The sequence below is a fragment of the Qipengyuania mesophila genome, assembly GCF_019711655.1.
In the GTDB taxonomy this organism is placed as follows: domain Bacteria; phylum Pseudomonadota; class Alphaproteobacteria; order Sphingomonadales; family Sphingomonadaceae; genus Qipengyuania; species Qipengyuania mesophila.
Window position 1 is genome coordinate 469,294 of sequence record NZ_JAIGNU010000002.1, and the last position, 25,028, is coordinate 494,321.

The 25,028-nt window shown below is 61.1% G+C and carries 23 protein-coding genes; 16 read left to right on the forward strand and 7 right to left on the reverse strand.

Annotated features, from left to right (window positions below; all coding sequences use genetic code 11):
- The first annotated feature begins 26 nt into the window (after positions 1 to 26).
- Together K3181_RS11960 and K3181_RS11965 are read left to right on the forward strand one after the other, a co-directional pair.
- Positions 27 to 701, forward strand: coding sequence for a response regulator transcription factor (locus tag K3181_RS11960; protein WP_221603325.1), 675 nt, complete (start codon positions 27 to 29; stop codon positions 699 to 701).
- The gene (locus K3181_RS11965) at positions 694 to 2,046 is read left to right on the forward strand and encodes a sensor histidine kinase (RefSeq protein ID WP_221603326.1); all 1,353 of its coding nucleotides are present in this window, start codon (positions 694 to 696) and stop codon (positions 2,044 to 2,046) included. The genes K3181_RS11960 and K3181_RS11965 overlap by 8 nt, the downstream gene beginning before the upstream one ends.
- A 198-nt stretch (positions 2,047 to 2,244) precedes the next feature.
- Here the strand turns inward: K3181_RS11965 and K3181_RS11970 are convergent, their stop codons facing one another.
- Entirely contained in the window at positions 2,245 to 3,126 is an 882-nt protein-coding gene (locus tag K3181_RS11970) for an endonuclease/exonuclease/phosphatase family protein (protein ID WP_221603327.1), read from the reverse strand.
- 256 nt (positions 3,127 to 3,382) lie between these two features.
- Here K3181_RS11970 and K3181_RS11975 point away from each other — a divergent pair, with 256 nt between their 5' ends.
- From K3181_RS11975 to K3181_RS12020, 10 genes are all read left to right on the forward strand, one after another.
- The gene (locus K3181_RS11975) at positions 3,383 to 4,048 is read left to right on the forward strand and encodes a hypothetical protein (protein ID WP_221603328.1); all 666 of its coding nucleotides are present in this window, start codon (positions 3,383 to 3,385) and stop codon (positions 4,046 to 4,048) included.
- A gap of 76 nt (positions 4,049 to 4,124) precedes the next feature.
- On the forward strand, positions 4,125 to 4,697 hold the full coding sequence (locus tag K3181_RS11980) for an RNA polymerase sigma factor (RefSeq protein WP_221603329.1): 573 nt from the start codon (positions 4,125 to 4,127) through the stop codon (positions 4,695 to 4,697).
- Positions 4,690 to 5,634 (forward strand): FecR family protein, encoded by a 945-nt coding sequence (locus tag K3181_RS11985; protein ID WP_221603330.1) that lies wholly within the window; start codon positions 4,690 to 4,692, stop codon positions 5,632 to 5,634. Before K3181_RS11980 ends, K3181_RS11985 begins: the two co-directional genes overlap by 8 nt.
- Positions 5,635 to 5,696: 62 nt before the next feature.
- Positions 5,697 to 7,991, forward strand: a complete 2,295-nt coding sequence (locus K3181_RS11990; RefSeq protein ID WP_221603331.1) for a TonB-dependent receptor — start codon at positions 5,697 to 5,699, stop codon at positions 7,989 to 7,991.
- Positions 7,978 to 8,724 carry a DUF2334 domain-containing protein gene (locus K3181_RS11995; RefSeq protein WP_221603332.1) on the forward strand — a complete coding sequence of 249 codons (747 nt, stop codon included), beginning with the start codon at positions 7,978 to 7,980 and terminating at the stop codon, positions 8,722 to 8,724. Before K3181_RS11990 ends, K3181_RS11995 begins: the two co-directional genes overlap by 14 nt.
- 45 nt (positions 8,725 to 8,769) lie before the next feature.
- Positions 8,770 to 9,942: a glycosyltransferase gene (locus tag K3181_RS12000; protein WP_221603333.1), complete on the forward strand. Its 1,173-nt coding sequence runs from the start codon at positions 8,770 to 8,772 to the stop codon at positions 9,940 to 9,942.
- A 27-nt stretch (positions 9,943 to 9,969) separates the two neighbouring features.
- A complete protein-coding gene (locus K3181_RS12005; protein ID WP_247715092.1) occupies positions 9,970 to 10,905 on the forward strand; it encodes a hypothetical protein in 936 nt (311 codons plus the stop codon).
- Entirely contained in the window at positions 10,889 to 11,410 is a 522-nt protein-coding gene (locus K3181_RS12010; RefSeq protein ID WP_221603334.1) for a DUF2141 domain-containing protein, read from the forward strand. Before K3181_RS12005 ends, K3181_RS12010 begins: the two co-directional genes overlap by 17 nt.
- Before the next feature lie 6 nt (positions 11,411 to 11,416).
- Positions 11,417 to 12,577 (forward strand): glycosyltransferase, encoded by a 1,161-nt coding sequence (locus K3181_RS12015; RefSeq protein WP_221603335.1) that lies wholly within the window; start codon positions 11,417 to 11,419, stop codon positions 12,575 to 12,577.
- Positions 12,578 to 12,604: 27 nt separating this feature from the next.
- Positions 12,605 to 13,717, forward strand: coding sequence for an LptF/LptG family permease (locus tag K3181_RS12020; protein ID WP_221603336.1), 1,113 nt, complete (start codon positions 12,605 to 12,607; stop codon positions 13,715 to 13,717).
- Positions 13,718 to 15,013: 1,296 nt separating this feature from the next.
- Here K3181_RS12020 and K3181_RS12025 read toward each other — a convergent pair.
- The 5 genes from K3181_RS12025 to K3181_RS12045 form a co-directional block, all read right to left on the reverse strand.
- Entirely contained in the window at positions 15,014 to 15,247 is a 234-nt protein-coding gene (locus K3181_RS12025; protein ID WP_221603337.1) for a hypothetical protein, read from the reverse strand.
- Positions 15,248 to 15,681: 434 nt separating this feature from the next.
- Positions 15,682 to 16,479 (reverse strand): hypothetical protein, encoded by a 798-nt coding sequence (locus tag K3181_RS12030; RefSeq protein WP_221603338.1) that lies wholly within the window; start codon positions 16,477 to 16,479, stop codon positions 15,682 to 15,684.
- A gap of 2 nt (positions 16,480 to 16,481) precedes the next feature.
- A complete protein-coding gene (locus K3181_RS12035; RefSeq protein WP_221603339.1) occupies positions 16,482 to 17,174 on the reverse strand; it encodes a hypothetical protein in 693 nt (230 codons plus the stop codon).
- 206 nt (positions 17,175 to 17,380) lie between these two features.
- Complete coding sequence (locus K3181_RS12040; RefSeq protein ID WP_221603340.1) at positions 17,381 to 18,238, reverse strand: 3'-5' exonuclease; 858 nt, start codon at positions 18,236 to 18,238, stop codon at positions 17,381 to 17,383.
- Between the two features lie 77 nt (positions 18,239 to 18,315).
- On the reverse strand, positions 18,316 to 19,209 hold the full coding sequence (locus K3181_RS12045; protein WP_221603341.1) for a 3'-5' exonuclease: 894 nt from the start codon (positions 19,207 to 19,209) through the stop codon (positions 18,316 to 18,318).
- Positions 19,210 to 19,809: 600 nt separating this feature from the next.
- On the opposite strand from K3181_RS12045, the gene K3181_RS12050 reads away from it, so the two are divergent.
- The 3 genes from K3181_RS12050 to K3181_RS12060 are packed head-to-tail and all read left to right on the forward strand — an operon-like array spanning position 19,810 to position 22,728.
- Entirely contained in the window at positions 19,810 to 21,510 is a 1,701-nt protein-coding gene (locus K3181_RS12050; protein WP_221603342.1) for a hypothetical protein, read from the forward strand.
- Positions 21,503 to 22,234 (forward strand): hypothetical protein, encoded by a 732-nt coding sequence (locus tag K3181_RS12055; RefSeq protein ID WP_221603343.1) that lies wholly within the window; start codon positions 21,503 to 21,505, stop codon positions 22,232 to 22,234. The genes K3181_RS12050 and K3181_RS12055 overlap by 8 nt, the downstream gene beginning before the upstream one ends.
- Positions 22,231 to 22,728 (forward strand): hypothetical protein, encoded by a 498-nt coding sequence (locus K3181_RS12060; protein ID WP_221603344.1) that lies wholly within the window; start codon positions 22,231 to 22,233, stop codon positions 22,726 to 22,728. Before K3181_RS12055 ends, K3181_RS12060 begins: the two co-directional genes overlap by 4 nt.
- A gap of 283 nt (positions 22,729 to 23,011) precedes the next feature.
- On the opposite strand, the gene K3181_RS12065 is transcribed toward K3181_RS12060, so the two are convergent.
- A complete protein-coding gene (locus K3181_RS12065) occupies positions 23,012 to 23,812 on the reverse strand; it encodes a hypothetical protein (RefSeq protein WP_221603345.1) in 801 nt (266 codons plus the stop codon).
- Between the two features lie 313 nt (positions 23,813 to 24,125).
- Here K3181_RS12065 and K3181_RS12070 point away from each other — a divergent pair, with 313 nt between their 5' ends.
- On the forward strand, positions 24,126 to 24,995 hold the full coding sequence (locus tag K3181_RS12070; protein WP_221603346.1) for a hypothetical protein: 870 nt from the start codon (positions 24,126 to 24,128) through the stop codon (positions 24,993 to 24,995).
- Positions 24,996 to 25,028: the final 33 nt, after the last annotated feature.

The following is a 25,028-nucleotide window of genomic DNA, read 5'->3' on the forward strand; positions in this document are numbered from 1 at the left end:
TTCTTATCTGCTAAAGCCACACCGACATGAAGATACTTGTAGCCGAAGACGACCACGAGACGGCCCAGTTCGTGGCCAATGGCCTGCGCGAACTGGGCCATGTCGTGGATGCCACGGGCGACGGCCGTGAAGCCTTCATGATGGCGGGCAGCGAGCCTTATGATGTGCTGGTGCTCGACCGGATGCTGCCAAGGATGGACGGCCTCGCCATCATTCGCGGGCTTCGCTCGATGGAAACTATGACGCCAGCGCTTTTCCTGACTGCACTAGATGGCGTGTCGGACCGGGTGGATGGTTTGGAGGCGGGCGGCGATGACTACCTCGTCAAACCTTTCGCCTTTTCAGAGCTTGCGGCAAGGGTGATGGCGCTTGGCCGTCGTCCGCGCCAGACTGCCAATGCGCAGACGGAACTAGCCGCAGGTGGGCTCAAAATGGATCTGCTCGCCCGCACGGTCACCCGTGATGGCAAGCCGATCACCCTGCAACCGCAGGAATTTCGCCTGCTGGAATTCCTGCTCAACAACGCCGGGCAAATCGTGACCCGCACCATGCTGCTGGAAGGTGTGTGGGGTTTCCATTTCGATCCGGCGACCAGCATCGTCGAAACCCACATCAGCCGCCTGCGGTCAAAACTGGACGATGGATTCGACCAATCGGCCATCCGCACAGTGCGCGGCGCGGGATACATTATCGATGGGTAACGCCAGCTTCTGGCGCTCTGGCGCGTTTCGCACCGCTATGCTGTCCGGGGTGTTGTTCGTGGGGATGACAGTGGTCTTGCTGGCGCTGGTATATCAAGTCGCCACGTCGACGATCGAACATCAGATTTCCGCATCTGTGGAAGCGCGCGCCCGCACTTTGGAGCAAGCGCTGGAGGAGGATGACGATGTAGAAGAGCTATCGCATATTGTCCCCGCGCAGGAAGAGCTGTTTCGCTATGTCGAAAACGCCGAAGGCAAGGCTCTGATCGCTGACCTCGTGCCCCGGCAGCACCTGATGGGAGCCGACGTCCTTTCAGCAGATCAGGTTCTTCACCATTTTGTCGAAGGAGAGCGGCTCGACGATTCCGGCATTATCGGCTTTGGTATGCAAAGTCGCAATGGCGGCTATGTCTATGTTGCGCAGGAGGATGAGCAGGTCAGCGAGTTGCGCGAGGCACTGCTTCAGGCTGGGCTAGTAGCGACCGGCCTTGCCATTCTCCTTTCATTCCTTCTGGGTTGGTGGATCGCACTGCGCACTTTCCGCCGTATCGAGGGGCTGAACAGCGTCGCAGCCAACGTCATGGGCGGCGATATGGCCCAGCGTATGCCGGTCAGCGCGAGACGGGACGAGATCGACCTGCTGTCCGCGCAGCTGAACCGTATGCTGGCCCAACTGGAAAGCGTGATGGGCGCGATCCGTCAGGTCACCAATGACATTGCGCATGACATGAGGACCCCTTTGGGGCGCCTCCAACGCAAGCTGGAGCAGGCCCAGGTCAAAGATGATCCTGATGCTGTCAATGCCTTGGTCAGCAGTGCACTCGATGAATCGCGGACGATGCTCGACATGTTCGGTTCGATGCTGCGGATCGCCCAGATAGAGGGCGGCGGGCTGCAGAAGCATTTTGTGCGTTTCGATCTCTCAGCCATGCTGATGGACCTTGCCGAAACGTATCGTCCCGCCATAGCCGATGGTGGCCGAGAGCTTGTAGCGAATATTCAGTCAGGCATAGAAGTGTTCGGCGATCGCGCGCTTGTGCAACAGATGTTCTCCAACTTGGTAGATAATGCGGCGGTACATACCCCTCGCGGAACTATCGTTCGCGTTACGTTGGAAAGACGAGGAAATGATTGGATGGCCAAGGTCGCTGACACTGGCCCCGGAATCGATCCGGAGCATCGACCCCAAATTTTCGACCGCTTCTATCGTGCCGACGCATCCCGAACCACACGTGGCAGCGGTCTTGGTCTTGCACTGGTGAAAGCCGTGGCTGAAGCGCATGAATGGGACATCTCGATTGCCAACGGAGGTGGTTTGGCATTGGAGATCCGTCCAGTGAAATAGGTAAGCGACCCGCATGTCGAGTTCGGATCGATCGAAAAGCGTCTTTTCTCTACATCTTGCCGAAAGGAGACAGCCTCCTTGCGGCCCCATGCCCGCCTGTCGGCAAGGCACCCTCACTTCGGACACTAGTGCGTTCGTTGACAGGGCCTGAAAGCGGCCCTTCGACCATGTTGCCAGGCTACAATCCGTGTGCTCCCACTATTCGGATAGTTGAAAGCGTACGACAAAGCCGGCGTGGTCCGACAGTGCATCCGGACCATTCACCGGGAAGGGCACGCTCGCATCGAGGATTTCGAAATGCCGCGATCGACCGTCCGCAAAAATGATCATGTCCTTATTGCGTGCCACGACACCGTCGGCCTCCTCAAGCGATCCGGGATCGACCTTCAGACCAACCAGCGCCTCCTTCAGAGCGTCACGCGAAGATGCGCCCAGCGGGGCATGCGCATCGAACACCGCCTGCCGGGATGGCACTAGGCCGACGTTGGTGTCGCCACCAAAAATCGTCGACGTTCCCGCGCTGATGTTTTGCAAGACAGTCTCTCTTAGCGCTGCAACCTGCCAGACATGGGCTCGGTCAGCTCTGGCAACCGAAACATGGGTCGAATTGCGCGAATTGAGGTGCGTGTTGACCACCGCCACCGGTTCGCCTTGTCCGGGGACGGCGACCCAGGCGATCATCACCCCTTTCGAGGCGAGGCAGTCGAATCCGGCGCAGGCTCCCGCTGGGAAAGCGATGCTCTCGCTGCGAACGATTGGATAGTCCGACAGGATGAGCAGGCCGCTGTCGAGCACCGGAGCGCTTTCCTCGCCACGATCCCATCGGCTCGCCGCGGCAAAGTCGGCTCCGAGAAGCGTGTTCCCGCGATCCGGGGCCCGGGTAGGCCCTCTCGCCATGAAGCGGTAGCCGGCAGCGGCGGCAATCGAACGTGCTTGGGGTGTGAAGGCTTCTTGCAAGAGCACGATGTTCGGCTGCCTGCCCGCTGCGCGCATCGCGGCCAGTCGCTCGCCGATTGCCGCAACCGCGTCGGCCCGGCCAGTGGCCAAGGGCCATGGCTGGGCCTTGATGTTGTAGGTCATGACCGAGAGATTGCCATCCTCGGTTGTCCGAGCCGTCACGGCTGGTGCAAGTCGACCCTGCGGACGTGGCGACACGGGCGCCATTACGCACATCGCAAGGAGCACCCAACCGAAACCGCGCCAGACTATCATGTGAATTCCCGCAACGACCTGCATGGGCCAGACGGTGCCGAAGAGAGAAACCCGCATCTGATGCGGAATTCGCCGTGCCGCATCGTCTTGCCTGTGAACCGAACACTTTGGCGGAGACGGATTCATGCGGCTGGCAATGCTGATCCCGATTGCGGGGGCTGCGACCCTCTTGGCTACTCCGGTGTGGGCGAATGACAGAGAACTGAATGCACGATCGAACGCGGGCGTGTCGCAGATTGAATACGTCGTTCATGGGCAGCGCGACATCGCACGACGTCGCGGATTTGATGCGGAATGGGACGGGAGTTCGCTGCACTTCTCACTCGATCGCATTCGTCGCGGCGACAAGAACGAATTTCCACAATCGACAACTGGCAGCCCGTGGGCGCGCCAGATCTCGCTCGACGGCCGCTACGAACATGAAATCGCAAGCGGCCTGTCGGTCTCGATCAACGGCCGGGCGACATACGCAAAGTCGGGCACGGTGGACGGTCCCCTCCTGACGCGCAGATCGGCCGTCCTGTCGCGCGAGATCGGCGTTTCGCTCCTTTCGCCGACCACCTACCTGGCACTTTTGCAATTTCGCAGCGGCGGGTGGGATGGTGCAGTGCTTGGCGATACCGCGAACCGGATGGCCAACGGGGAAGCAGCCGCCCGCCGCGGATTGGCACTCGAGGCCGGTTTCGGCGGCATCGGCCGGCCGCGGCTCGCCCTACGGATCGAAAACGCTCGTGCCGGCACGCTGGGCCTCGACAACCGCGCGTTCGTGTCGTGGCGTGCGAGCTTCTGACATGATCGGCCTTGCTGTGCGGCCCGCGGTGCCAAATGCATTGCCAGAACGATACCGGAGTTCCTATGCTCGCTTGATGGAGGGTGCGCTTTCTGAAGCTGAGGACAGCGGGCTGCGGAAGCTTGCCGCTGAAATGCGCCCGCAATTGGTGCGCTTTATCGTGTCGCGAGGCTGCGAACCGGACGAAGCGGAGGACGTCTACCAGGATCTGTTCGTCAAACTTGCCGGCTGGCGCGGCGGCCCGGTCGCGAACGCGCGTGCGTATCTCTTCCAGATGACCAACAATCTGGTCCGTGATCTGAGGCGTGGTGCCCGCCGGCAACAGGGCCGCGACGATGGATGGGCACGCAGCCAGTACGGCCAGGACCTGATGAGCGATCCGCAACCGACGCCCGAACACACGGCGCTCGATCGCGATTTCCTTGCCAAGGTCGAACGCGCCCTTGCCGCAATGCCGCCGCGCACGGTCGAGATCCTGCGCCTCTATCGCGTTGATGGCGTGGGCCAGAAAGCGATCGCCAGCCGCCTCGATATCAGTCTGAGTGCGGTCGAGAAGCACCTGCAGCGCGCCTACCGTGAATTGCAGCTGGTCCGTGCCACGCTCGAGGGCGAGACGCGGGCAGCCCACATGGAGGACAGCCATGTCTGATCGCATTCCGGATCAGTTGCGCGCCGCTGCGACAGCCTGGCACCTCAAGCTGGCAACGGCTTCCGAGGAGGACTGGCTTGCGTTCACCGACTGGCTGGAGGCCGATCCGGCGCATAATCGGGCTTACGAGGATGTCCTCGCCGCTGAGGACGAAGTCGATGCGGCGCTGGCAGTGGCCGCTTTTCCCGAGCCCGTTGTCATTGATGACGTCGAAGAGCCTGCTGAACTTCCCGTATCCGGCGCTGGATGGAAGTGGGGCGCGCTTGCGGCCAGCCTCGTTGCCGCTGTCGCGCTGACCTTCCAGCTTCTGCCACGCGATGACAGATATGCAATCGAGACGTCGGCGGGCGAGACGCGGACCGTCGCCCTTGCCGACGGGGGAGAAATCGCGCTCAACGGCGACACGCGCATAATCCTCGACCGCGGCGATCCAAGATTTGCCGAACTGCGATCGGGCGAAGCTCGTTTCGAAATCGTCCACGATGCATCCCATCCCTTCGTCGTGACCGTGGGTGAGGACCGGCTGGTCGACATCGGAACAGTGTTCAATGTCGCGCTTGACGATGCGAGGCTGCGCGTGGGGGTGAGCGAAGGATCGGTCCGCTATGAAGCCGCCGGCGCTGAGGTCGAACTACGTCCCGGCGACGTTCTGACTGCCGATGGGAGCGGCGCGAAGGTCGCCCGCCAGTCTGCGGCAAGCATCGGGAGCTGGGCGGATGGCGCGCTGGTCTACGAGGCGGCCCCTCTGGTCGATGTCGCGGCCGATTTGACTCGTGCCACGGGCTCTAGCTTCACTGTCTCCGATGCCTTGCAGGCCCGGCGCTTCAGCGGTGTAATCCAGACGACCGGCGATGCCGAAAGCGTCGGTACACGCGCGGCGGACGTCCTTGGTGTATCCGTAGCCAGGAATCGGGACGGCTGGATCTTCAACCCCTGACAATGCGACCCCATGCACCGATCCTCCTGGCACTCCCTCTTGTCGTGGCGAGCGCCCCCGCCATGGCAGCCGATGCGATCGAGTTCGACATTGCACCGGGGCGGCTCGATCGCGCGCTGATGCTCTTCGCACGGCAGGCGGGTGTGTCTATCAATACCGGTATCCCGGGTCTCGCCAGCGCCCGCACCCGAGGCCTCAAGGGGCGACATTCGGTTGAAGGCGGGCTCAGGATCCTGCTGGCGGGAACTGGTTACGGATTCACCCTGTCAGGCAGCACGGTGCGCATCGCCCGCCTGCCACGCGCGGAGCGTGCGCCGGCGCGTCCTGCGCCGGGGCCTGCACCTGCCCCCGCGCCTTCTCTACCGCCACCCGAGCCGATCATCGTTACCGCGAGCAAGCGCGATGCGCTCCTGGTCGACTACCCGGGCACTGCACATGTCGCCACGCTCTCGTTGCCGGACAGCCTGCGCCTTGGAGCACGCGGCAGCGCGACGCTGCTCCGCGAATTGCCCGATCTAACGTCGACCAATCTCGGTGCGGGACGGAACAAGATTTTCATCAGAGGCATCGCCGACAGCAGCTTCAACGGCCAGAACCAGGCGACGATCAGCCAGTATTTCGGCGAGAGCCGGCTGATCTACAGCGCGCCCGATCCCGATCTTACTCTCTACGACATCGAACGCGTCGAGGTGATCGAAGGACCGCAAGGGACGCTGTACGGCGCGGGATCGCTGGGCGGTGTCATCCGCCTCCTGCCGCGCCCGCCCGATCCGCAGGAAGCCGAAGCGGCTGCTACGGCAGGGCTCACATTCACCGGGGGAGAGGTGGGCTACGATACGGCGCTGATTGGCAACCTGCCCTTGGGTGAGACGTCCGCCCTGCGCGCCGTGGGCTATCGCATCATTTACCCCGGCTACATCGACGACCCGCAGCGCGGCGTGTCCCACACCAACCGGACGTCGATCGGGGGTGTTAGGGTGGCGGCGCTGACCCGACCGGCCGAATGGCTGGAGCTGGAAGCCGGGATCGTCGCCCAGAACATTGGCACGCGAGACGGGCAATATACGAACACCGGCACTAACGATCTTGTGCGCACTTCGGCGATCGCCCAGCCGTTCGACAATGACTACCGGCTGATCTACCTGACCGCCCGGGCCGATGTGCTGGGCGCGGAGCTCGTCTCGAACACCAGCTATGTCGATCATGCGATCGATACGGTGTTCGATGCCACCCGCCCGTCGGACACTGCTCCGCGCGCGTTCGAGGACGACAACAAGGTCTCGCTCATCACGCATGAAAGCCGCCTCTCCGGGTCGGGCGGCGCCTTTTCGAGCTGGGTGCTCGGCGTCAGTTTCGTCGACAATGTGAACCGCGTCTCACGCGCCTTGGGGGATCCGTCCGATCCCGAAATTTTTGCGGAGTCTCGCTCTGAAACCTTCGATGTGGCTCTCTTCGGGGAAGCCAGTATCGACGTGTCCGATCGCCTTACGCTGACTGGCGGGGCACGGCTATCCTACAATCGACAGGTGGAGGAGGCCCAGAGTTTCGGAATTGCGATCGATCTCGAGCCACGTCGGTCGGTCTGGCGAGTCTTGCCGACTGCAGCGATTTCCTGGCGCCCGTTCGACGATTGGCTGGTCTATGCCCGCAGCCACGAAGGCTACCGTCCGGGTTCCCAGCGGATCGTATCGCAGGGCGGTAGCGTGGATGCGGTTCAATTCGACCCGGATGACCTCCTCACAGTGGAGGCCGGGGTTCGCTTCGGTACGTCGGTGGATTCGCGATTTTATGGGGGATTGGCTTTTGCCCATTCGCGATGGGAGGACGTCCAGGCTGACCTGATCACCGAAGATGGTTTCCCGTATCTCGCGAACATCGGCTCGGGTTTCGTCAACTACGTCTCGGCGCGTGTCGGCTGGCGTCCGTCGAGTGGACTGACTCTCGATCTGAGCGGGTTCGCCTCATCGAACAAGATCAGCGAACCGGCGCCTGAATTCGCCGCACTCGATGAGGGCGACCTGCCGAACATCGCGGAAAGCGGCGGCCGGCTCGCGGCTAGTTACAGAAGGAGTTTGGGCGCAGCGAACCTCCAGCTGGACGGCAGCGTCGGCTACATCGGCAAATCCTATCTCGGGATCGGCCAGGCGTTCGAGCGCGAGCAGGGCAAATATTTCGATACGACCGTTGGCGGTCGGCTCGAATTCGGCAATTGGGGCTTGGCGCTCGATATCGACAATATCCTCGACAGCCGTGCGAACCGCTTTTCCTTCGGCAATCCGTTCACGCTGGCGAGCGAAGACCAGCGCACCCCCCTCCGCCCCCGCACCATACGGATCGGCCTCGATGCAAGGTTCTAGCTCGAAACGCCTGCTCGCCTCGATCCACGATGTCGGCCCGGGATCGGAAGCCGCTGTCGACAGGCTTGTCGCAACCTTCGAGCGACACCTCGGTGGCTTGAACTTCGCCATGCTCGTAGTCCCGGACCACTGGGGTCGGCACCCGCTCGCTGGCAATGCCGCCTTCGCTCGCAAACTTCGCGACTGGTCCGATGCCGGGGTGGAAATGTTCGTCCACGGCTGGTTCCACAGGGACTCCGCAGACCATTCCGGCGTCGCGGCCCTGAAGGCCCGACACATGACCGCTTCGGAGGGCGAGTTCCTCGGTCTCTCCGCCGATGAGGCGGCCCGCCGGATGCGTGATGGCAAGTCATTGGTCGAAGAGATCATCGGGCGGGAGGCGGCCGGCTTCATCGCTCCGGCCTGGCTCTATGGCCAAGGCGCGATGACCGCTCTGCGAGCGAGCGGCTTCGCCCTGGCAGAAGACCATTTGCGCGTCTGGATTCCGGAAACAGGGCTGACGCTATCGCGCAGCCCGGTGATAACCTGGGCGAGCCGGACGCGGGCACGAACCGCGTCGTCACTCGCCGTCGCGCGACTGGCGCGGTCGACCTTCCATCCCCTGCGTGACGTGCGCCTGGCGGTCCATCCGGGAGATGTCTCGAAGCAGTCCATCATCGACAGCATCGAGGCGACGCTCGCAGCATTCACAGCACGGCGGCAAGCGGGGCGCTACAGCGATCTGCTCCGCTGATCGACGGGATGTGCGGGATTGGCGCCAGTGTGGCGTCATGCTGGTATGCGCATCGCCATACCCATCCACAGCTTCGAGCCTGGCGGGGTGGAGCGTGTCGGTCTGAGGTTGGCCGAACAATGGCAGGCAGCGGGCCAGGAAGTTATCGTCGTCCTTGGGCGATCCCGAGGCCAGGCCAAACTCTCGGCACCGGACCTGCAGTATCGAACTCGCCGCGAGCCAATCGCCACCGATCGCTGGGAAACGCTCTGGATGATCTGGTCCATGCTGCGTTTCCTGCTGCGCGAACGGGTCGACGTCGTCTTCTGTCCCGGCAACACCTACTCGATCGTGTGCGTCGCCATGAAGCTGCTGCTGCGCAGGCGCTGCCCGCCGGTATTGGTCAAGATCAGCAACGATCTCGAGCGGCGCGACATGCCAGCACTCTATCGCGCAGCGTACCATTTCTGGCTGCGGGTCCAGGGACGCTGCCTCGAAAGCTTCGTCGGTATCGGCGACCCCATGAGAGCCGAGATTAAACATCGGCTTGCCGTCGAATCCGGCAGGATCACGGTGATACCGGACCCGGCCATTTCTGAAACGGAACTCGCGAGACTTTCGCGGCCCAGGCAAAACCAGGGACAGGGAAGGGACGGGTGCCGCTACCTGAATATGGGCCGGCTGGTGACCCAAAAGAACCAGGCGCTCCTGCTACGTGCCTTTGCCACCGGGTGCCGGCCGGGCGACAGTCTGCTGATTGCTGGCGAAGGCCCCGAGCGGGCGCGACTATCGCGGCTTGTTGGCGACCTCAGGCTTGAGCAGCGCGTCCGGCTGCCAGGACATGTCGACGATCCGGTGGCCGCGTTCGCGGATGCCGACGTCCTCGTCATCTCCTCCGATTACGAAGGCGTGCCTGCCGTGGTGATCGAGGCGATAGCGGCGGGTGTTCCGATCATTTCGACCGATTGCAGTTCCAGCATGGACTGGCTCACTGGCAGCGGAAAGTTCGGTCTGCTCGTGCCGCGCGGAGACGACCGGGCGCTAGCCGAGGCGATCTGCCAGGCTCCCGGCCTCAACCCGGATCGCCGGGCAATGAGACGATTTGCCCAACAGTTCACGATCGAGCGATCGAGCGGCAGCTATCTCGAGCAACTGGATCGGCTGGCCTGCAAGGCTCGGCAGCGCCGCATCGCCGAAATTCGCTCACAGGTGCGGGATTGGCGTCGGCGTGGCGTCTAGCATCGCAGAGGCAAGACAAGGCAGACCATGACCGAGCCCGCAGTCGCGCTGCGATCGAGCGAAGACATCGTTTTCGAACCGCAGGATCGCAAACCCAACTTGTCTCTTTCCCGCATCGCCGGTGCCGTGCTGTCGCTGGCTGTGCTCGGCGCGTCGGTCTACCAGCTGCGCACCCTTAGTTTCGCCGAGGTCGTCGACCTCCTGCCATCATCGCCCCTGTTCTGGGCGGTATTCGTCATCAGCTACATGGCCGGTCCATTCAGCGAATGGATAATCTTCCGGCGGATCTGGCACATCGGGCCGATGGCGCTCGGGGCGCTGGTGCGCAAGCTGATCTACAACGAACTTCTCGTCGGCTATCTCGGCGAAGTCTATTTCTACACCTGGGCCCGTCGTCATTTGTCCCTCACCGCCTCCCCCTTCGGTGCGGTCAAGGACGTCGCGGTCCTGTCGGCCGTGGTGGGGAATGTCTCAACCCTCGCATTCCTCGCCGCGGCCGCCCCCCTTCTCAAGTCGCTGCCACTTGGGGAACATAGCGAAGCGATCGCCTGGTCCCTTGCTTTCGTGATTGGGACCTCACTCGCCGCAATGTTGTGGCGCAAGGCGATCTTTTCGCTCGACCGGTCGGAATTGCTTTACGTGGCCTGTGTTCACACCGGCCGCATTCTCGTTACCACTGCCCTGTCTGCGTTCCTCTGGCATCTCGTTCTCCCCACCATACCGCTGGTGTGGTGGCTGTTGCTGGCAACGCTCCGCTTGCTGATTTCGCGTCTGCCCTTCGTGCCGAACAAGGATGTCGTGTTTGCCGGCGTCGCCGTTCTGGCCGTCGGTCAGGAGGTGGAGATCGCGGCGCTGTTGGCGCTGATGGCAACGCTGATCCTGACCACGCATATTGTTGCCGGAATCGGCTTTGCCGTTGGCGACCTCGCATTTGGAGACTCCGAAAATGCGCGTCGCCGCTAGCATTCTCGTGCTGCCCCTTCTGGCCTCGGCGACCCTTCCGTCGACACCCGACCTGGGAAAGGAAGAAGGCCGCTGTCGGCCGCAGGAAGCGGGACCCTCTTTCGTCGTGGAGGTCCGCGGACTCAAGGATCGCACGGGCAATCTGAAGCTCGAGGTTTATCCTGCCAATGACAAGGATTTCCTCGAAGACGACAACATCCTCGTTTCTGCCGGAAAGACCTTTCGCAGGGTGGAAGTGCCGGTCCCGAATTCGGGCACGCCATCGCTATGCGTGCGCCTCCCGGCAGCGGGGACCTACGGCGTATCGATTCTTCACGACAGGGATTCAAACCGAAAGTTCGGCTGGCGGGTCGACGGGATCGGATTTGCCGGCAATCCCAAGCTCGGCTGGAGCAAGCCGAAAGTGGCGAATGCCTCCGCACGCGCAGGAAGCGGGCCGACGCGCATCGCGATAGTCATGAACTACCGCAAGGGTTTTTCCATGCGTCCCCTGGAAGGCAGGTAGGCGCCCATGAGACTCGTCGACGTCTGCGGTTTCTACACACCGCTCGGGGGCGGGATTCGTACCTATATCGATCAGAAGCTGGAGCTGTCCGACGGGGCAGGCGTCGATGTCACCGTCCTCGCCCCCGGCCTGCGCGACGAGACGGTCGAGGTTTCCCCCCGCGCACGCATCACATATGTCGCATCGCCGCGCTTCCCGCTGGACCGCAAATATTTCGCCTTTGCCGACGAGCAGGCTGTCCATGCCGCATTAGACCGGCTCGAGCCCGACTTCATCGAGGCATCTTCCCCGTGGCGAAGCGCCGATTATGTCGCCAGTTTCTCGCGCGCAGTCCCACGCTCGCTGGTCATGCACTCCGACCCGCTTTCCGCCCATGCCTATCGCTGGTTCGAGCGGGTCGCGGACCCGCCCAGCGTCGATCGTGCGTTCGACTGGTTCTGGCGCCGCCTGCGCATGTTCGGTTCGCAGTTCGATGCGGTCGTCTGCGCGAACAGCGATCTTGCCGCGCGTCTCGTCTCGGGTGGGGTCGAAAATGTCGTCACCGTCCCGATGGGTACCGAGAAGGGCCTGTTCTCACCCACGCGGCGTGACGAAGCGGTCCGACGCAGGCTGCTCGCGGCCTGCGGCATGGGACCCGAGGCGACCCTGCTCATCGCCGCCGGGCGCCTGGCTACCGAGAAGCGCATTCCGATGCTCGTCGAAGCGGCCACGCTCGCCGGTCGAACTCGTCCGATCGGGCTCGCCATTTTCGGCGAAGGCCGCTGCCGCGACCAGATCCTGCGTGCCATCGGCGGCAATCCGCACATCCGCCTGTTCGAGCCGATCCGCGACCGCACGCGGTTCGCCACCATCCTCGCCAGCGCGGACGCGCTTCTGCACGGCTGCGAAGCGGAGACCTTCGGCATGATCGCGGCGGAAGCAAATGCCAGCGGCCTGCCCGTCATCGCTCCGGCAGCCGGCGGGGTGGCCGACTTCGCACGGCTCAATCCTGGGCTATCGTTCCGGCCACGGGATGCCCAGGATGCTGCACGGGCGATAGAGTCGTTCTGCTCCTCAGGCCTCCTGCAAGAACCCGTCGCACCACCGCGTGGCATGGAAGACCATTTCGCCGAACTCTTCGATCACTACTGGCGGCTTTCGCAGGTCCGTCCCGCCATCGCCGCCTGACGGGAAGGCCGTATGCCGGGACTCCGCATGCTGGATCTCTACCTCTTGCGCTTGTCGTGCGGAACATTGGGTTCCGTGATGGCCATCGTCATGTCGCTGATGGTGCTCGAGCATCTGCCGCGGCTGATCGACATCACCAGTCTATCGGGACATCGCGGTTACATCGTGGGGCAGACAATTCTCGGATTGCTTCCCGAATATGCCGGCATTGGCCTCATCTTCGGCCTCTTCCTCTCGATCGCACTGATGATCAGGAAGCTCGCCCTGCGCGGCGAGCTGGATGCTATCGAGGCCATGGGCGTTTCTCCGCACCGGTGGCTGCGAATGCCGTTGCTGCTGACGCTGCTGTCAGCCCTGTTCGTCCTGCTCAACCAGGCATGGCTGATGCCAGCGGGTGAACGAAGGATCGACGAAATCGGGCGCCGGATGGCCGTCGGAGAATTCGGATACAACCTGGCAGCCAATGAATTTCATGCGATGGCGGACGATGTCGTACTGAGGTTTGCAGGGATCGATCCCGATGATGGTAGCCTGATGGGGGTCTTTATCAGGTCTCGTGAAGGCACATTCGAGGCGGCTTCGGGTCGCCTCTCGCTTTCCGATCGAAGGGACGTGGTCCTAGCACTGCGCAATGGCCAGTTTATCGAGCCAGGCGGAAGGGTGATGAGTTTCGCCGCAATCGACGTACGCATTCCCAGCCGCCGAAGGCTGGACGCGGGCCCCACTCTGCAAGAGGTTCCGTCGCGCGGTGTGCCACTGCAAACGCTGATTGTTTCAGGTACGCCGTCCGATCTGCGGGTGGTATTTGCACGATTGATGTGGGTGGTCTTGACCGTGTTGGTACCCTTCATCGCGCTAGCGCTTGCGAGACCACCCCTGCGCTCGACGAGTGCTCTTGGCGTCTTCATCGGTACATGTCTCATCGTCGTGCTGATCAAGTCGATTGACTGGTATTCGGGTCATTACTCGGATCATGCAACATCAGAGGCGGCTCTAATCATAGCTATCTGGTTGGCGGGAACAGCAATAGTGGTGCTGAAACTGGAATGCAGAGACATTCTCGCCCAAGCGATACCGCGCACGAAGCGAGTGCTTCACGTATACGCGGCAAAACGACGCCGGTATCTCCAATCGTCGTGATCGATCGTTTCGCTAATGGCACCTCTCCGCCGCATGGAACCGATAGAGGACGGTCTGCGATCGGCCCCATTGCTGACGGGGCGGCTTTTGCCTCCTTACGCTCTGAAGGCATGATTCCAGAACTCGGCGCGAGAATACGGCTTGCGATTCGTGGGCCCCCTCAAGGTCAAGAGCATCGGAAACAACTTGGGCATTGCGGCAATCACCTAACATCGGTGCCCCAACTCGACGATCCGCCCACGAACCAGCGACAACCTACTTAGGCTGGATTCCTGCGTGTTGCTTAGTTGGACAAGCGCTTATGTCGCGATGATGCAAATGCGCTGCGCGCATTTGGAGGACGATGTTTCTGAGAAGCTTTTGGCGATGCTTTTCGGATCTGAAGCGGCGCTGCACTTCGGACACCTGCAACGAGCCGAGGCAAATCGACTGGTCTGAATTTCCTGTAATAGCCCTTCCTCTTTTTCGGAAGCGGATCCTTACCGGCAGACTTCGCCCGCTTTCTTGCGGTCGGCCCCAACGAGCGGGAAATTATGATCCTGCGGTGCGAGATCGGTCCCTGTGGCGCATGATCTATATGGAAGTGCTTTGCGAATGGCGCATCGATACCTTTCGCAAGATAGGCAGCAGCCCTCGGACCGTATCGCACCCTCCCCATCCTGATCGAACCGGCTCGGGCAACGAAGAATTCCCTTTGGTACTGTCGCCGCAGGAAATAAATCAGGCGCTCACATTTTCGGAAGGGCCATCGGAGCATCCAGTGCACATGGAGCGGGCCATGATGCCTTCGTCCGGAATTTAAAGCTGTTGGCGGATTTTCGAATACCGCAATTGCGTCGAAGGGTGAGAACTTCCTGGCTCCCTTGACCATATTATTCCATCGCCGCCTCGTATTGCCCCAGAGCTTCTTGCGAAAAATGTCATAGGGCTTCTCGCCCGACCTGCTGACAGGAGGGAATTTTATCGTTATGAAAACATTGAGCGGCCTTCGTGCCGCGTAGGCAAAACGCTCTGCATGAAGGATAGCGCGGGCGCTTTCGGGACGCAGGCAAGTCCCCTTCCGCATGCGCTTCATGAATGGGGTTATATCCGATTTTCGCATCTAAGATCGGATAGCTTCCGTATCTTATCGAATCCTTATTTATCATCTAGTTATTATAGAACCGTCGGTACTACGCCCCCGGTGCAGGATTCCCCTATTGGGGAGGAGGGCAGAATGGTGAACGCCACAGTCCTGACTTCCACGCGCGAATGCGGATGTAAAAAAGGGGCGCGCATTCGTGCGCCCCTTTCTAGTCAGATTATAATCCGGCTGCTCGCTGCCTGTTCCAGCGCCCTCCACGATAGATAGCTTGCGAGTAAGGTCCGCCGCGTACGCGGTGGGCATGATGCGAGCAGCCAGAATATCCATGCGGCCTGCGTTTCGGTGCGTAGCTGGAACAGGCGCTGGATCACCGATGGATTGGGTCCCGAAAGCTCGCGGCCGCCGATCCGCGCGGCATGGACCAATTGGTCGTGGGGGATGTTCACGTGAATATTCCTCATCAGACCCGAGCGGGGAATGAAGTCGAAAAGGCTACTCGTGACACGCGTAGCCTGACGTTGCCCCTGCCTTAAACCAGCTGGCGCAGTCGTGTGGATCAGAGCGGTGGTGTCGGGGGTGAACAACCTTCCGATATCCTCGCGCATGCGACGCGGCTCGTATCCCGCCCCATATCCGTGAGCGTGTGAGGCGAATGCCGCTTCGTTTCGCCACCGCGGGGTGACGATGAACGCGCCGAACCCGAAGGGTGCGAGTGGCTCGTGCCTCAGAGGCGGAAGTTGCAGCGAGAGAACAACCATACGCTCGGGCATGGTGGAGGTACGACGATATGGCATGAGTAATCCTTGAACATGGCTGCGGGCGGAACCCGGTGAAGGCGCCGCCCGCAGCAATCTTGGGTGGATGGTGTCGAGTTTGTCGCTCAGCCGAGCTCGATGGTTTCGTCGGCGAAGCGCAGCCGCAGGATGTGCTCGGTGAGCGCCTGCGCGCCACTCCCTCTTGCCAGCTCCACCCAGGCCTCCCACCGGTCGAGCCGATGGATCAGCCAGGTGAACAGGCGATCGCGGGCGTATTCGTCGGCGAACGTCATGGTCCACAGCACCCGGCCAAGCGGGATGTTTTCGCCGGTCGGGATCCCGATGAGCTTGATACCCGGATCACGGTTGATACGCTCCCGCACGAACCTGCCCGGCAGGTCGAGCGCAAAGCTCTCGTTGACCTTGAATACCCGCTCACGTTGCTCGCAAGTGTCGCCGCCATCGATGCCGTGCCACCGCGCGATCGTCGGAAGCCCGATCGGAATGGGTGCCGCTTCGGCCCCACGCGTGCTGGCCAGCGCGACGAGGATAGCCCTCCCCTCCGGTGTCAGGTCGCCGGTCAGGCCTTCTGAGAGCTTGTGCCCTTCGAGCCAAAAGCCGTAGTGGCGCGCGACATCCCACGCGCCATCGAACAGATCGTTCACCCGTTCCTCGACATGGACGATGCGCCGATCGAGCGCAGCGAGCACCGCGAGCAGGAATTCCGTCATGGCGGTGAACTGCCAGTCCGAGCCCCGCGCCATGCAGAGCCGACCGCACCAGATGTATTCGCGCAGCGACGACCAGCGCCGCCCGAGCTCATCGATGAGGTGCGGGAAGCCGTCCGGGTCCGCAATGCACCAGTAGCCAAACGGCAAATTCGGGTTGCGACGCTGCTCGTAGGGGATGTCCTGCTGGTCCATGGTCAGCGCCCTCCCGGCTTGCCGAGCCGCGGCGACGGCGGCGCCAGCGCGGGTTCGGCGCGGAGATCGCTCCCTGCCTCGATCGACCTGAGCTGGCGTGCCAGCGCGATGGTCTCCTCGTACATATAATCGATGCCGCGATAGACCTCGCCCTCCTCGCGCGCGAGGACCGGCTTCGAACCCGATGGCACCAGGTCACCCGGCTTGTCGGCCGCGAAGCCGAACCACCACGCGTCATCCGCCGTCTGATCTTCGGCGCCCGGCGTATTGCGCAAGGAGCCCCGCTCTCCGATGCGCGCATGGCACACGCGCACCGCCTCGGGTTCGTAGCGGGAGCAGATTTCCGCGTAGTCGATCCCGCGGTGCGGTGTAAGCCCGGCGCTCGCCGGTATCGCGTCCTCGCGGTAGCCGTAGAGCGGGTGACCGCGCTCAACCGCTACGAACCCACCCCAAACGCCCGAAGCCTGGCGCAGAAGGATACAGTCGAGGCCGGTTGCAGCATCGCGCCAGGCGATCTTGTCAAACTGCTCGTTGCTCCACGGTCCCTGGCCGCGCGGACGCCGATCTTTGATGATGTAAAGCTGCTCGGGTCTAACCTCATGATCGCCGATGGCGATCCGTTCGGGCAGCTCAACAAGGTTGGTGTTTTTCGCGGTCGCGATAGCGCGGCCGGCGTTGGTTTTCTTCTTCGGCATTTTCAGATCCTTCTTAGGCATAAAAAATGCCGCTCATCCTTCCCGGATGGGCGGCTCTCGCTTGATCTGCTTGGCGACAGATCCGTCGCAGCACGGCTGGTGATGATCGAGGCCCGTGCCTGCTGCTCTTGCTGTTCGCTACGTCATATTTTCCTCCTCAGTTCTGGTATCATCACAGTCCCGCCCAGCCCGGGGCAGGTTTGCTGTCATTCACGCGGAGCGCGATAGACTGTCCCGCGCAGTCCGCTCGCTGCCTTTTGTCCCCTTGCCCACGGCGCGAAACTTCGCCGCGTGAACTTACTGCCGGGGATCGCCGCCGCCACCGCATCGGCGACAGCCATGATGGTGCTGGGTTGATCGCATTCGATTACGCAATGCGTAGCGAGATGACGCACAGCGATAACCGCCGTGGTCAGTACGTCGGCGAGCACCTGGTCGCGTACCTTGGGCCAATCGCCTTTCTCGACGAGCTCACCGATTGTCATGCTCGGCGACGGCTTTGCCGGAATAGCGGTAGCTGCAGCGTATTCCGGCAGGTGGGGCGACCTGGCCTGCACGGTCACAGCGCGGCACAGATCGATTCGTTCCCTCGCATGCGGGGAGCCGTCAGTTAGCTGGCGCGGCAGGACCAGTGCGAACTCACCGGCCGACCGGCGCAGCACCGCAAGGTCCTTGACCTCCCCGCCCCATGTTATGAGCTGCGCTGTCGGAACCTGGTGCAGCGCTTCTAAGAACCGGGCGATCATCTCCTGCTCGCTCGCCTCGTCCTCGGCCAGAACCACGACGCTTTCGACCGCCGGAACCTCTTCTCCTGGATCGAAGCGCAGCTGTAGCCACGAGGCAGCCGCAATGCGATGGAAGGGCCAGCGGATCGTCGGCTCGGCGCTTTCGCCTTCGGCGACACGGTACCCATCGTATCGGCTCCTGTCCCAGCGGTATTCGAAATCGGCGACGATGATGCGCTGCGGGCAGCGGTTTGCTCGCCTGTCTTCGCAGGCCAGTTCGAGGAACTTGCGAGCTTCGCGTTCGAGGGTTTCTTCGAAGCTCAAGTTGTCGATGTGCATGATATGTATTCTCCATAAAAAACCCGCTCGGATGGCGGGTCGTCGGCACGAATTGTGAAGCGGTGAAAAGGTGCTCCTCAGCGGTGGCGCTGGCATGCCGTGATGGTGCGCGTCGTCATGGCCGGCAGGCCCGAACGGTAGCCCCAAGCCTTTTCATGCTCGACGCGCTCGGGCGCCAGCTCGATCTGCCAGAACGGACCGTCCGGGTTCCACCTGTAACCGCGAGCACGTAGCAGCTCTTTCTTCGAGAACGGCGCGCGCTCGGCCTGCACGATCACCGAGGGCGTGTCGGCGGCTTCGATCAGGCGCTGCAAATGCGTGCGGATTGACCCGCCACCGGGATCGCGTTGGCGGCGCTGCAAAAGCCAGAACAATGCCCAGACATCGGCAGCGGCCCTATGCGCATCGCTGAACCATCCGACGTGAGTCAGAAGCGCCGATTGCGAGCGCCCCTCGTAACCGAGCCGAAGCCAGTCGATCTCGTTGCACGAGCAGGCCCAGGCGCGGCCTACGAGATCCGGGTAGCGGCGCTCAATGAAGCCTAGGTCGAAGGCAGCATTGTGAGCGACGATGAAGTCAGCACGATCGAGCAAGCCGAAGGCGAACTTGTCGTTGATTTTCTGACCTTGCAGATGCTGTGCCGCAAGGCCCGTCACCATCGTGATCCGCGGGTCCAACTCCCGCACCGGGTCCTGCAGCCAGCTGAACGGTCCGAGGTGTCCGACGACCTCGCCGCCCTCGTCAACGAAGCAGAGCATGATGGCGAGTTCGATGATGACATCGTTCGCAGCTGACAGGCCACTGGTTTCGGTGTCGACAATCGCGATGCATTTCCCATCGGGCACAGGTCCCATGTGCGGCATTGATGGAAAGGGTTTCGGGACGCGCCGTAGCACGCGATAATCGTCTTGTGTTTCAAGCTGTGTCGCCAGCGCTTCCGCGTCTGGCGACAAGTGGTCCTTGTTGATCATTTCGCTTTCTCCGGTTTCGTGTCGAAACCGGCGAGGCGGGAGCCGAGCGTTCACACTCAACTTTTCCCTTCACCTGCCGGCTTCAACCGGCAGGCCAAGATGATGTCGTTTTCTTGCGGCACGACGCTGTCAGCTCAGGGTCCGCGCTTCTTCCAAGGCGTTGCGACGCCGCCCCAGACCGCTGGCGGTCGCACCCAAGGAGGTTGTCAAACCGACGTGCGAGACTGCTGGTCGAGCTACACTTGGAGGACCCATGCGGGTCCGAACAAGCGCATCAAAATCGTTCGCGCCGACAGGTGCGGATGACTTTGAGGTATTGCGCCTCAAAAAACGAATGCGAAGCCAAACAGCAGATGGGTTCGCGCCGGCCGAAATCCTTGGAAAATGATCGGCTATTCGATCGCCAAGCCGTCTTATTGAAAAGATCGGAGGGCGAGGAGGCGAGGGTCTCGCACAAGGTTGGGGCGAACAGGTCAAGAGAACAGGTTCGCACTCGTGAGGGTCGAGTTTCGGGCAATCGCCCCCTTTTCCTTCGTTGGCCCAAAAAAAATTGAGCCCCGTTTGGGGTGACCAGTTTCCCGTCCTACAATTAGGCGGGTGATGACCCTACCCACGAACCTCGATGCTCTTCTTGAGTACATTCGCAAAACGCCGTTGCGAGAGCATGAGGATATCCCGAAGATTTCCGAAACACTCAACCGCGTCCTCAAACTCAAGGACGAGAAAGACGAGCAGGGAAAGCTCACCCAGGCGGCTAAGGATGCTCGCCAGACCCTGAACAATCCGCGCCTCAAGACATCGCACAGAAACACCCGGCGAAGAGCCATTCAAATCGCTTATGAAAACCAGTCGCAGGTCTTGCGCGAAGCGATCACGACCGCGCTCTATGAGACTCTCAAAGCTGAGCAAATCAAGATCGAACTCGACCGCTTCGCACCGGAAGAAGTCTCGTCGGATTGCCTTAATCCGTCGCGCGAAACGCATGAAGACGAGCAAGTCGCGCGCTTCCTCGGCCCCTTGATCAAGGCGCTCAGGAAGCACCGCATCGCCCCTTCGAACGTTCAGCGAGCGCCTGCCTACATCACCGACCTGGTTGCAAGGATCTATGCCAGCGCCATCGCAGACCCCGAACTTGAGGATGAGAACGGGCTTCTAGTCCTCATGGCTAAGGCGGGCATATTCGAGCTCTATCGAGGCGAGATGAGCGAGGCCGAATTGGCCGTATTCGACTTCGTAACCAGCGCTCCGCAAGGCGACGAGGTCACCCAGATCCAGCAATCCTTCCACCAACGCTTCCCGGATGTAGAGCCTGTCAGCACTGCATTCATCGAGGGGTGCATGCGACTGCGCGACATGACGAGCGAGCTTTCCGACGGGGCTTTCGAGGCGAGCCAGGACGCAACTCAAACGTACCTGCAGAACGAAGCGCGTGTGGTTGCCAGCATACTGGGATGGGACGAACGGCGTATGCTTGGAGCTCAGGCTATCGTACGCTTCATTCGCGAGCAGCGAGACCGCGAAAACGGTCACACCGGGCGCGCTGCATTCCTCGTATTCCAGGTCCAGCTGATGCTCGACAAGCTCAGACCCGAGGCGAGCGAGGCGCAGCAGTGGCTGCCTCGTTTCACCGAATGGATGATCGAATTCGCAAGCCAGATGCGCGGCGTCGTAGGCAGCGAAACCGTCTTCTTCGCGCTCATGTACGCGGCCTTTGAAAATAGCTTGGCTAAGGTCAAACTGGAGGAGCTGACGAACAGTTCGAAGTTCATGGAGCAGCTACAAGAGGCCGAGAGATCGCGCCGCGCGGCCGCAGCGTCAGGCGCGAAATACAAGCTGACCGCAAGCGGTCACGCAGTGACGGAAGACGATGAAGACTATCACTATATCCCCGGCCCCCCGATCATTGGCGAAGCCGCCCTTTTCGGCAAGATCATACCGATTGGAGACGAATTCCCGAGGCTCGAGACCGGTCGGCCGCTTCGCTTCGTAGGCGAGGAGTATCCAGACGAGAAACAGGCGATCAAGCCTCGCGAGGAGGATGACGACGATGAAGAGAACATGCTTGGCACGGCGTTCTCCGAAAAGCTCACATTTGTAGCTTCCACAGGGCACACGCCTGTGGACGTCTCTTCCTCGACCCCCGAACCCGTCGACGGCGCCAACTGCAACGGGCACGCGGAGCCTTGGGCTGGGGTGAATGATCTGGGCAAGAATGAAGCGCTTGGCGGTGCCGTTCCTGCACCAAAGCCTTCTCAAGCCTTGCCGCTGTTCGACGAGGACGAGGAGGATTGGGATGAGTGATCAGCTGGCCAAAATCGACCCGGCCGCGATGGCCTTGCGCGAAGCGCTGGACGCAAAATGGGTCGACAAAACCGCGGTGCTGACGGTCAACCATCCTAGCGGATCGGTGCTTGCGCCTACGATCATTATCGCCAGGCGGGCGGGCGGAACCGGCGCGAGCATGTTGGCGCTGGTGCTCGAATTTCTGCTTCAGCACAAGGCGCTCATCATCGAGGTAGGAGGCAACCGATGTCCCGCATTCAAGCATCGGTCGCCTGAGAACCACCGCCACTTCCAGTCGCAGGACGCAGACCGCATCGCTCATGCCATGGACGCCAGGTTGGACCATCCTGGCCGCATTGCCATCCTTGAATTCGAACCCGCTCTTTACCGTGACACCCTTCCGGTGGCGTGCAGGCTGGCAGAGATGGAGCCACTCTGTCCACCGATGCTCTTCTACATAGCGTGCCGGAATGAGAGCTCGCCACTGTTTGCAGAGAAGGCAGCCCAAAGGGGGCTCAACGAGCTATTCATGTGCCGGCAGGCGGAGCAGAGGTGCGAGCCGCAGAGCGATGAATTCTTGGTGCTCCCTTGGCTCGACCAGGCCATCACCGGCCCCTTGTGGAGGGAAGGCATCACCCTGCCGGAGGCAATTACCCGGTGCAGGGGTGTGTGGACCAAGGAGGAGACGCGGGTGAATCTCGAGGCATTCGTTGAGGCCATTCTGAAAAGGTCTACCGTATGACATATCTGGAAGACCTGTGGCGCCGCCTGTTTTCAAAGGAAATCACGACGCTCGAACACGAGGTGATGAAGGGCGTTTCGGCACAATTCGGCCGAGATGCGTCGGTCACCATGCTTGCCGCGATCCTCGTTCGGATGCTTTTCCTGGTGTTGATCGAACACAAGGCGAGCCCGTTCACAGTGCTGCGCGGCTTCGCTCGAGCAATGGAGGAAAACCGCCAGAAAACTGTGCTGATCAGCGAGACCTACGAGGCGCTCTATCGCGACCTTGTCAGCCTAAGAGGCGATGTAAACGCGGCGCGCTTAGCCCTCAATGACGCGCGCGACCTTGCGCATGCGAAGGTAGGTTACGATCCTTTGCTCGGCTTCAGACCAGCCGAGCAGACGGGGCCTGCCCGTGAACAGTCGCAGGTGCCGATCGCGTTGCTGATCGGCGGATGCTTTGCTGGTGCCTTTCTCGGGTGCATCATCGCATTCCTAGTTCTTCGGGGATAATGCGAGAAGGTCCAGGCCTGCTCGCAGGCCGGCCAGTGGTCGGGCAACACGATGCGCCACCTAATCCTTGGACATTCCCGAGGAAGATCTAGAGTCCCTATCGACCGGATCCATGATCCACGCCCTCGACGCTCGTGTGTGGCAATCGCCCACCTTCATGCGCCGAAGACTTTGCACTCCAAAACCACTGCGCCTCCCCCCATCGTGACCGGGGCCAACAGCGATACAGCGGACCATCGCGACAGCAGTACGGCTAGCTAGTCTCGCACCGAGGGGCCCGATGTCATGTGCTTTCAACGTCAATCGAACGAGCGCCCTGGCAGGTGATCCGATCAAAGCGCCTCAGCAGATTGCGGACCTTATCGCTCGAGGCCTCCAACGGCTTGATGAGTTCGATACTATGGGAAAGGCTTCGCTCTAGCTCAATCTGGTCACCAAGCTGCAGCTCAAGCACATCCAAGATGGAAGCCGCGCGCTGCGTATGTAAGATTGTCCGGTTGATTTCCGGCATGTCCCATCTGAGCGCTCGATCGATCACGAGGATCGCCGCGCTGGGATCGCGAAGGTCTCGCAGGCACTTTGCGTAATCGCTGGCAAGTTCCGGTTCGAGGCGCCCTTGGATTGGCGTTTGTTCGACCCAATGAGCCAGCAGCGTCCTGCGGCCTTCGAGCAATTGCGGATCGGAGATCAGCTCGAGAATCGTGCGGCGCTCTCTCGACCTTGGCACCGCTGGACGTCTGAGGGCATCGGCAAGTTTTGTTCCGTCGGCTCGGCACCAGTTATCGCCAAGCCCCTTGCTTAGAAGCAGTTCCAAATCGTGCACGCTTGGTCGGTCCGCAGCCGATAACAAGCCGAGCAGCTCGTCACTGGCTTCGATATTCCCGCGTGTGATTTTTACCGTTTGCTCGACACCGCCTCTATCAAGAACCAGATCGTGCGGCTCACATTCGAGTACACTTAGGATCGGGAACGCCTTCTCGCTTTCGTGGGGCACAAACTCGCAACCCACGAGCGCTTCGCAAACCTGCTTTGAAATGGCTGATCGAATAGCCGCCTCGATCGCGATCCCGCTGACTTCACTCATAAACCTCGCACCCCGTAAGTCGTCGCGGCGCTATCCGCCGAGGCGCAAATATTCTGTTAATCCGACTTCCACCCGGCTGCCATCGAGGCTGCTCGAATGCGTCTCTTTGCACGAAGCTCTAGGGTATCTTTCTAGGCCATCCTAGAATGGGCGTCTGATGATTGAAATTGCCTCGATACCGCCAAATGCCGGTCCGTCAGACCGCCTAGTCCCGCGTGGAAGGGCGTTCTTCGCTGACCAGCGGTCGTTAGCCGCAGAGGGGTACGCTCGACTTATGCGTTGCCAAGCTCTAATAAGCGATCTGGTTGTTGAGATGGGTTTGGGAAGTGTGGCGGAAGTCGACCACGTTTCCGGGCATGGGTATGCCAACATAGCGGTGAGGGTGTTCCACGACGATGCGGGAAACGCTTCACCATTCCTACTATTCCCGATCGATATTGTCAGCAGCTCGGACAAATCCACGATTGCTAGTCTCGTCGCGAGATCCATCGGAGAAATGGTTGCGTTGGAGAAGCAATCGCTGAAGGCATGCCGCATGGCACTCAAGACGCTCGCCCCGATGTTCGTTGATCGTGGGCAAGCAACTCTCGAAAGGTTGGACTTCCTGTTCGATGGGTCAGGAAATCGAAAATTCCATGCCGAGCTCATGCTCGTGCAAAAAGACCTGTCCACGGTGCGATGCCGGGAGGTTGCAGAAGACGTCCCGACGTTGGTCAAACTGATACGTCACTCCTTGATCGAGCACGATCAGAATATGACTGTGCTGGAGGAGATCGGCTCTCCCTTGAACCGGCTCCGAGCGACCTCGCTTGCTGCGTCGGTGCTTGATCTGATCGGCCTCGATCGGGTTGAATTGATGCTCGACATCAACGGAGACGATAAGCTCGAATTCTTAGTCGCCGACACCTCCCTCCCTTTTGCATCTGGCAGCTTTCAATTCGAGATGGGCATCCTTCAATGCTCCCTCGCGATGAGAAACCAACAATGTTGGTTCGACAAAGATCGTCTGTACCTCGCCAATTCGCCAGAACTTCCAGCGTCAATACAGGTCGGGCTTGCTGGAAAGCCGCTCACCGATTTCCTCTCAATCGAAGGCCTCGAGTTTGAGGCTGAAATATTCTCTGTCAGTAGATTGGCGAGGTTCTTAGTCATCGAACTTGGCCTGCCTCAAAAGACAATTTAGGTTGAATTCGTTGTCGCTCGCGCAACCACTGCC

Coding starts and splice junctions, on each gene's coding strand:
- K3181_RS11960 (WP_221603325.1), top strand. CDS start 27: ATGAAGATACTTGTAGCCGAAGACGACCACGAGACGGCCCAGTTCGTG.
- K3181_RS11965 (WP_221603326.1), top strand. CDS start 694: ATGGGTAACGCCAGCTTCTGGCGCTCTGGCGCGTTTCGCACCGCTATG.
- K3181_RS11970 (WP_221603327.1), bottom strand. CDS start 3,126: ATGACCTACAACATCAAGGCCCAGCCATGGCCCTTGGCCACTGGCCGG.
- K3181_RS11975 (WP_221603328.1), top strand. CDS start 3,383: ATGCGGCTGGCAATGCTGATCCCGATTGCGGGGGCTGCGACCCTCTTG.
- K3181_RS11980 (WP_221603329.1), top strand. CDS start 4,125: ATGGAGGGTGCGCTTTCTGAAGCTGAGGACAGCGGGCTGCGGAAGCTT.
- K3181_RS11985 (WP_221603330.1), top strand. CDS start 4,690: ATGTCTGATCGCATTCCGGATCAGTTGCGCGCCGCTGCGACAGCCTGG.
- K3181_RS11990 (WP_221603331.1), top strand. CDS start 5,697: ATGGCAGCCGATGCGATCGAGTTCGACATTGCACCGGGGCGGCTCGAT.
- K3181_RS11995 (WP_221603332.1), top strand. CDS start 7,978: ATGCAAGGTTCTAGCTCGAAACGCCTGCTCGCCTCGATCCACGATGTC.
- K3181_RS12000 (WP_221603333.1), top strand. CDS start 8,770: ATGCGCATCGCCATACCCATCCACAGCTTCGAGCCTGGCGGGGTGGAG.
- K3181_RS12005 (WP_247715092.1), top strand. CDS start 9,970: ATGACCGAGCCCGCAGTCGCGCTGCGATCGAGCGAAGACATCGTTTTC.
- K3181_RS12010 (WP_221603334.1), top strand. CDS start 10,889: ATGCGCGTCGCCGCTAGCATTCTCGTGCTGCCCCTTCTGGCCTCGGCG.
- K3181_RS12015 (WP_221603335.1), top strand. CDS start 11,417: ATGAGACTCGTCGACGTCTGCGGTTTCTACACACCGCTCGGGGGCGGG.
- K3181_RS12020 (WP_221603336.1), top strand. CDS start 12,605: ATGCTGGATCTCTACCTCTTGCGCTTGTCGTGCGGAACATTGGGTTCC.
- K3181_RS12030 (WP_221603338.1), bottom strand. CDS start 16,479: ATGGACCAGCAGGACATCCCCTACGAGCAGCGTCGCAACCCGAATTTG.
- K3181_RS12035 (WP_221603339.1), bottom strand. CDS start 17,174: ATGCCGAAGAAGAAAACCAACGCCGGCCGCGCTATCGCGACCGCGAAA.
- K3181_RS12040 (WP_221603340.1), bottom strand. CDS start 18,238: ATGCACATCGACAACTTGAGCTTCGAAGAAACCCTCGAACGCGAAGCT.
- K3181_RS12045 (WP_221603341.1), bottom strand. CDS start 19,209: ATGATCAACAAGGACCACTTGTCGCCAGACGCGGAAGCGCTGGCGACA.
- K3181_RS12050 (WP_221603342.1), top strand. CDS start 19,810: ATGACCCTACCCACGAACCTCGATGCTCTTCTTGAGTACATTCGCAAA.
- K3181_RS12055 (WP_221603343.1), top strand. CDS start 21,503: ATGAGTGATCAGCTGGCCAAAATCGACCCGGCCGCGATGGCCTTGCGC.
- K3181_RS12060 (WP_221603344.1), top strand. CDS start 22,231: ATGACATATCTGGAAGACCTGTGGCGCCGCCTGTTTTCAAAGGAAATC.
- K3181_RS12065 (WP_221603345.1), bottom strand. CDS start 23,812: ATGAGTGAAGTCAGCGGGATCGCGATCGAGGCGGCTATTCGATCAGCC.
- K3181_RS12070 (WP_221603346.1), top strand. CDS start 24,126: ATGGGTTTGGGAAGTGTGGCGGAAGTCGACCACGTTTCCGGGCATGGG.